Raw genomic sequence first — 6294 nt, 5'->3', positions numbered from 1 at the left:
AGAACGTCGTGAGACAGTTCGGTCCCTATCTGCCATGGGCGTTGGAGATTTGAGAGGGGCTGCTCCTAGTACGAGAGGACCGGAGTGGACGAACCTCTGGTGTTCCGGTTGTCACGCCAGTGGCATTGCCGGGTAGCTATGTTCGGAAGCGATAACCGCTGAAAGCATCTAAGCGGGAAGCGCGCCTCAAGATGAGATCTCCCGGGGCACAAGCCCCCTGAAGGAACCATGTAGACTACGTGGTTGATAGGTCAGGTGTGTAAGTACAGCAATGTATTGAGCTAACTGATACTAATGATCCGAGAGGCTTGACCATATAACCTCAAGTTGCCTTGGCTTTACGACAGCGTCGTAAGAGCATCCAAGTGCACGCTACGTCACAAGAACTACGAGAGGCAGGCGCCTTATCCAGCTGTATCGGATGGCGACGCTCCAACCGCCTCCCTGGTGAAATTAGCGCTGTGGAACCACCCGATCCCATCCCGAACTCGGAAGTGAAACGCAGCTGCGCCGATGGTAGTGTGGCTCAAGCCATGCGAGAGTAGGTCATCGCCAGGGTTTACACCCAAAACCCCGCTGCTTACGCAGCGGGGTTTTTCTTTGTGCGCGCGAAATGCGGGTAGTGCCGGCCGCTGGCCGGCAACCCGATGGCGATACATCGCCCGTTAGATCCAGGCCATACGCGGATATTCTCCGCGGGTAGCCACAGCGCCAACCAAGGTTGGCGTCTACCGAGGGCATGCGGACCCACAGTAGATCCACGCCGTGCGTGGATGGGCTGTCCCTGCGAAGATCGGTGCCAACCCCGGCAGCAGGCCAGACAGTGCGCGTCGCTGTGATTGCCGGCCAGCGGCCGGCATTACCAGTAGATCCACGCCATGCGTGGATGCCCTCCGTGAGGAACCACGGCGCCAACCAAGGTTGGCAGCTACTGGCAGCAAGGCCTACGCAACAAAAAGACGGCGCCCTGCGGGCGCCGTCTTGATCAGGATCGAACTGAAGGCCCGGATCAGGCGGCCTGCGAGACCTCGTGCGGTTCCTGCTGGCGGAACACCGACACCGCCTCGGTAAGCGTACCCGCCTGCGATTGCAGCTCGCGTGCGGCGGCGGTGGCTTCTTCCACCAGCGCGGCATTCTGCTGCGTCGCCTGATCCATCTGCACCACGGTCTGGTTGATCTGCTCGATACCGATCGACTGCTCCTGCGACGCCGCGGAAATCTCGCGCATCAGGTGGCTGACATCCTCCACGCCGCCAACAATGCCCTGCATGCGCTGGCCGGCGTCGGCCACCAGCTGGGCACCCTCACCCACCTGGCGGCCGGCTTCGTCGATCAGCTTCTTGATCTCCTGGGCCGCCGCCGCAGAGCGCTGCGCCAGTACCCGCACCTCGCTGGCCACGACCGCGAAGCCTCGGCCCTGTTCGCCGGCGCGTGCCGCCTCCACGGCTGCGTTCAAGGCCAGGATATTGGTCTGGAAGGCAATGCCGTCGATGACGCCGGTGATGTCGCCGATCCGCTTCGAGGCACCTTCGATGGCCTGCATGGTATTCACCACGCGTTGCATGGCTGTGTTGCCGTCACTGGCAGCGCTCTGCGTGGAAGCTGCCAACGCACTGGCCTCACGCGCATGGGCGGCGTTCTGGCGCACGGTGGCGGTGAGTTCCTCCATCGATGCTGCGGTCTCCTGCAGGTGCGCGGCCTGGCGCTCGCTGCGCTCGGACAACGCGCCGTTGCCGGCGGCAATCTCGCTGGCGGCGGTACTGATCGACGCCGCACATTCCTGGATGCGACCGACCATGCGTGCCAACTGACCGGCCGTGGCATTCGCATCGCGCTGGATGGCAGCGAAAGCACCGTGATACTCGCCGTTCATGCGCCGGTCCAGATCGCCATTGGCCAGTGCCGAGAGCATCTGCCGCACTTCGTTGACGGTGCTGCCGAGCGTATCGAGCAGCTGGTTGATGCCACCGGTCAGCCCATCGAGGAAACTGGCACCTTCAGTGGCCTGCAGGCGCTGGTCGAGATCACCGGCCGCTGCCGCTGCGACGATGCCGGCCACGGCGTTTTCCAGCGCGAGTTCATGGGTGCGGTCATGCCATTCCACGGCGAAGCCCAGGCGCGCGCCCTGCGCATCGAACACCGGGGTGACCACCTGCGCGAAGTGCACGGGGCCGATCTGCACCTTGCCGTTGTGGGTGACCTGCAGGCCGTTGAGGATCGCGCGGATGCGATCCGGGTTGGCGTGGAAGCGGTGGATGCTGCTGCCGACCAGGCGCTCGGCATCGAAGTCGGGGAAGGCCTGGCGCAGTGTTGCCTGCTGGTTGCGCAGCAGGGCCACCACCGAGCGGTTCACGTAACGGATCACGTGGTCGTTGTCGGCAATCATCATCGCGGTGCGCGAGGCATCGAGCGCCTGGCGGATCTGCGCATTCTCGGCATGCGCTTCAGCCTCGCGCCCACGCTGCGCCTGCACGTGGCGGGCGGTATCGGCCAGCGCATGGGCCAGCGAACCGGGTGCATAGGCCGCGGTATCCGCATGTGCGCTCAGATCGGTGCCCGTCGCGATATCGCGCGCCAGTGCCGCCAGGCGGCGTGGGCCGTGGCCAAGTGCCTCGGTCTGCTGCCGCAGGCGCAGCGCGACCTGGCCGAGGAACACGGTCAGGCTGGCGAACAGGCCCGCCTGCAGCAACGTCGGTCCCACGGCTGCGCCGTGCAGCAGCGGTACCAGCAGGGCGAGGGTGCCAACACCACCGGCCAGCCATACCGGCAGGCGATCGCGGTGGCTGAGCAGCACGCCCAGCAACAGCGCAATCGGCAATGCCGGTGACAGGCTGACGATCGCGCACAACAAGGCCAGCTGCAGCGACAACAGCAATGCCAGGCCATTGCGGGCGACGGCCCGGCCCGCCTGTGGACCGGCCAGCCAGAGGGCGGGCAGTACGGCGGCCGCGGCCAACGCAGCGCCCGGTACGTGGGGCCCACGCAGGGCCAGCACGAGGCCAGCCACGGCCAACGCCGCGCTGCCGATCAGCAGTCGACGGTCAGCGCGGCGCGCGAGCTGCTGCAGATGCGGCATGCGGGCGGTATCGGGGGGACGGGAGGATGCAACGGACATCGGCGACTCCTGGATCAGCAAACGACAACAGCCACGCCGCGGCACACGCAGGAGTGCGTGAGCAGGGCGCGAGCCGGGAATTCGGGGAATGCGGCGCGATCAGCGACGCGGAGACGGGACACCGTGGCCACATCCTGTGGGTGACGGTGCAGCAGAGCGGGCATGCGGACTTCCTTGCAGAACCAGACACACGCCGCAGGCCCGACCGGACCTGCGTGCTGCGGACGCAGGGGCCCGCAACTGATGTATCGGCCGCAAACGCGCGGAGTGAAGCGCGCGGATACTTCTGCTCAGCCGGCGTTGCCGTTGCTGAAGAAGTGCAGGATCACGCCCGCGATCTGTTCCGGGTCTTCCATGTGCAGGTGATGGTTGCCGGCAAACACCGCCAGACGGCCATCGCGCAGGTGCTGCAGGCGATCGCTGCGCATCGGCTCGGGATAGTACGACTGCGCCGGTGTGGCGTAGATCACCTGCGTCGGGCAGGCGATGGCCTGCAGCAGGTTGTCGATCTGGCCTTCGCTGAGGCGGATCGCAGTGGGCAGCATCAGGCGCGGGTCGCTGCACCAGCGGTAACCACCTTCGACCGGCTCCACGCCGCGCTCGACCAGCAGCCGTGCACAGCGCTCGCTGAGCTGGTTGGTCATCATCCGCGCGCGGATCGGCGCGGCGAGGTCGGGGAACACGCGCAGCTGCTTGCGTGCCAGTGCGCGCGTGGCATTCACATGCTCGCGCAGGCGGTTGGCGGTTTCTTCCTCAGGACCACGCAGGCCGCCGAGTGCTTCGATCGCCACCAGCCGTTCGACACGGTCGCTGACCGAGGCGGTGAGGCTGGCGATGCCGGCGCCCATCGAATGGCCGAGCAGGCTGAAACGGTCCCAGCCCAGCGCGTCGGCGACGTCGAGTACGTGACAGATGGCGGCGGCCGTGGTGTAGCTGGCACCGGCCGGCAGATGCGCGCTGTGGCCGTGGCCGGGCAGGTCGATGGCCACCAGCTGCAACGACGACAGGTGCGGCGCCAGCGGCACGAAGCTGGCCGCGTTGTCGAGCCAGCCATGCAGGGCCAGCACGCGCGGGCCGTCACCGTGGTTGCGCAGGCCGGCGACGCGCGCGCCACCGACCTCCAGTTCAAACGGCTGCAGGCTCATGCCAGCGAGGCCACGGCCAGCCGCGCAAGCGCACGCGCGTGCTCCGGTTCGGCGTTGAGGCAGGGGATGTAGCGCATCGTCGCGCCGCGCTCGGCCAGTGTTTCGGTGAAGCCCAGTGCCACTTCTTCCAGCGTCTCCAGACAGTCGGTGGCGAAGCCGGGACAGACCACGTCGATCTGCTTCACGCCGGATTCGGCCAGCGCCCACAGGCTGGGCTCGGCATACGGCTGCAGCCAGCGCTCGCGGCCGAAGCGCGACTGATAGCCCATCTGCCAGTCGTCCCTGCCCAGCTCCAGCGCCTTGGCGATGGCCTGCGCACTGGCCTCGCAGCGCTGCGGATACGGATCGCCGGCATCGGCCAGGCGCTGCGGAATGCCGTGGAAGGAGAACATCAGTTTCTGGCCGCGACCGTGCTGTTCCCAGTAGCGGCGGATCGAGCCGGCAACGGCGTCGACCCAGCCCGGATCGACCGAATAGTCGCGTACCAGGCTCACGGTCACGCCCGGATTGCGGCGCTGCCAGGCATCGACGCGGTCTTCGACCGAGGCGGTGGTGGTGGTGGAGTACTGCGGGTACAGCGGCAGCACCACGACGCGGCGCGCACCGTCGGCCGCCAGCCGGTCGAGTTCGCTGGCCAGCGCCGGTTCGCCATAGCGCATTGCATGGCGCACCGTCAGGGTCGGCAACAGCGCTTGCATGGCCTGCGCCAGCTGGCGCGTATGCACCATCAGCGGAGAGCCCTCCGGCAGCCAGACCTGGGCGTACTTGGCCGCTGAACGGCTGCTGCGCAGCGGCAGGATCAGTCCGCGCAGCAACGGCTGCCACAGCAGTGCCGGGATCGAGACCACGCGGGGGTCGGACAGGAATTCAGCCAGGTAACGGCGTACGGCGGGGGCCGTCGGCGTCTCGGGCGTGCCTAGGTTGACCGCCAGCACGGCGGTATCGGGTGCGTCGAGCATGAGCGGTATTGTCGCCGATCCGGTGCCGCGCCGGGATGCAGGGTTCGGATTGCAGGCATAGCGCGCATCAATGTGAGCAGGGAACGCTCATTGGGGATTCATGACAACACTACTAATTTCAGTCACTTGCTATATCTTCCTATGGACTGACTTCTGGAGCCTGCCATGCGTCGCCCGATCCAAGCCCTGCTGATCGCCGCCAGCCTGCTGTCCAGCCAGGCCATGGCCGGACCGCAGGAAGACCAGCGCGCCCGCAATGCCGTGCGTGTGCTGGCTGAAATCCAGGAAATCCCTGAACAGGGCATTCCGGACAAATTGCTCGACGAAGGCCGCGCGGTCATCGTCATTCCCGACACGATCAAGGCCGGTCTGGTCATTGGCGGTCGTCGTGGCCACGGCCTGATGTCCGTGCGCATGCCCAACGGTGCCTGGTCCAACCCGGTGTTCGTGAAGCTCACCGGCGGCAGCATCGGCTTCCAGGCCGGCGTGCAGTCCTCCGATGTGGTGCTGGTGTTCCGCAACGACCGTAGCCTGGACAACCTGGTCAACGGCAAGTTCACGCTGGGCGCCGATGCGGGTGTCGCCGCCGGCCCGGTCGGCCGCAATGCCGCCGCCGCCACCGACGGTCAGCTGAAGGCCGAAATCTGGTCCTGGTCGCGCGCCCGCGGCCTGTTCGCCGGTGTCGCCCTGGATGGTGCGGTGCTGCAGATCGACGATGCCGCCAATCTGGACGCCTACGGCAGCAACACCACGCCGCGCATGATCTTCGAAGGCCGCGCGGCCGGTTCGCCGTCGATGGATGTGGTCACGTTCCGCGACCGCCTGGAAGAGGCCACCTACGCCGCGCGCAACAACCGCAACGGCAACGGTGGCAACGCGCCGCGTCCGGCAGCGGCCCCGACGGTTGCTCCGGCGCCTGTTCAGGCAGCGCCGGCCGCCCCGGCCGAAGCCACTACCGCACCGCTGCAGAACGTGCCGCAGAACCCGCCGCTGCAGCAGCAGGGCTTCCAGCCGGTCAACGACGGCGAAATCCGCACGGAAACGCTGGGCGGAAACTGACTTTCGTCACGCGCGC

4 protein-coding genes and 2 rRNA genes (1 of these 6 only partly in view) are annotated in these 6294 nt (G+C 66.8%); 3 read left to right on the top strand and 3 right to left on the bottom strand.

Annotated features, from left to right (window positions below):
- Both ACSYAO_RS21795 and rrf read left to right on the top strand, forming a co-directional pair.
- A 23S ribosomal RNA gene (locus ACSYAO_RS21795) occupies window positions 1–316 on the top strand; it begins 2564 nt to the left of the window's first position.
- 127 nt (window positions 317–443) lie between these two features.
- A 5S ribosomal RNA gene (rrf, locus tag ACSYAO_RS21790) occupies window positions 444–558 on the top strand.
- Between the two features lie 451 nt (window positions 559–1009).
- Here rrf and ACSYAO_RS21785 read toward each other — a convergent pair.
- The 3 genes from ACSYAO_RS21785 to hemH form a co-directional block, all read right to left on the bottom strand.
- A complete protein-coding gene (locus tag ACSYAO_RS21785; protein WP_049462243.1) occupies window positions 1010–3115 on the bottom strand; it encodes a methyl-accepting chemotaxis protein in 2106 nt (701 codons plus the stop codon).
- 290 nt (window positions 3116–3405) lie between these two features.
- On the bottom strand, window positions 3406–4260 hold the full coding sequence (locus ACSYAO_RS21780; protein ID WP_049424296.1) for an alpha/beta fold hydrolase: 855 nt from the start codon (window positions 4258–4260) through the stop codon (window positions 3406–3408).
- Window positions 4257–5219, bottom strand: coding sequence for a ferrochelatase (gene hemH, locus ACSYAO_RS21775; protein ID WP_049462244.1), 963 nt, complete (start codon window positions 5217–5219; stop codon window positions 4257–4259). Before hemH ends, ACSYAO_RS21780 begins: the two co-directional genes overlap by 4 nt.
- Before the next feature lie 165 nt (window positions 5220–5384).
- Here hemH and ACSYAO_RS21770 point away from each other — a divergent pair, with 165 nt between their 5' ends.
- Window positions 5385–6278: a lipid-binding SYLF domain-containing protein gene (locus ACSYAO_RS21770; RefSeq protein WP_049462245.1), complete on the top strand. Its 894-nt coding sequence runs from the start codon at window positions 5385–5387 to the stop codon at window positions 6276–6278.
- The last annotated feature ends 16 nt before the right edge of the window (window positions 6279–6294 follow it).

It is taken from the genome of Stenotrophomonas sp. STK16_22 (assembly GCF_051984505.1).
Lineage (GTDB): Bacteria > Pseudomonadota > Gammaproteobacteria > Xanthomonadales > Xanthomonadaceae > Stenotrophomonas > Stenotrophomonas maltophilia_A.
Note: the sequence above shows the minus strand (reverse complement) of the source record. Positions and strands in the feature narration are given on the sequence as shown.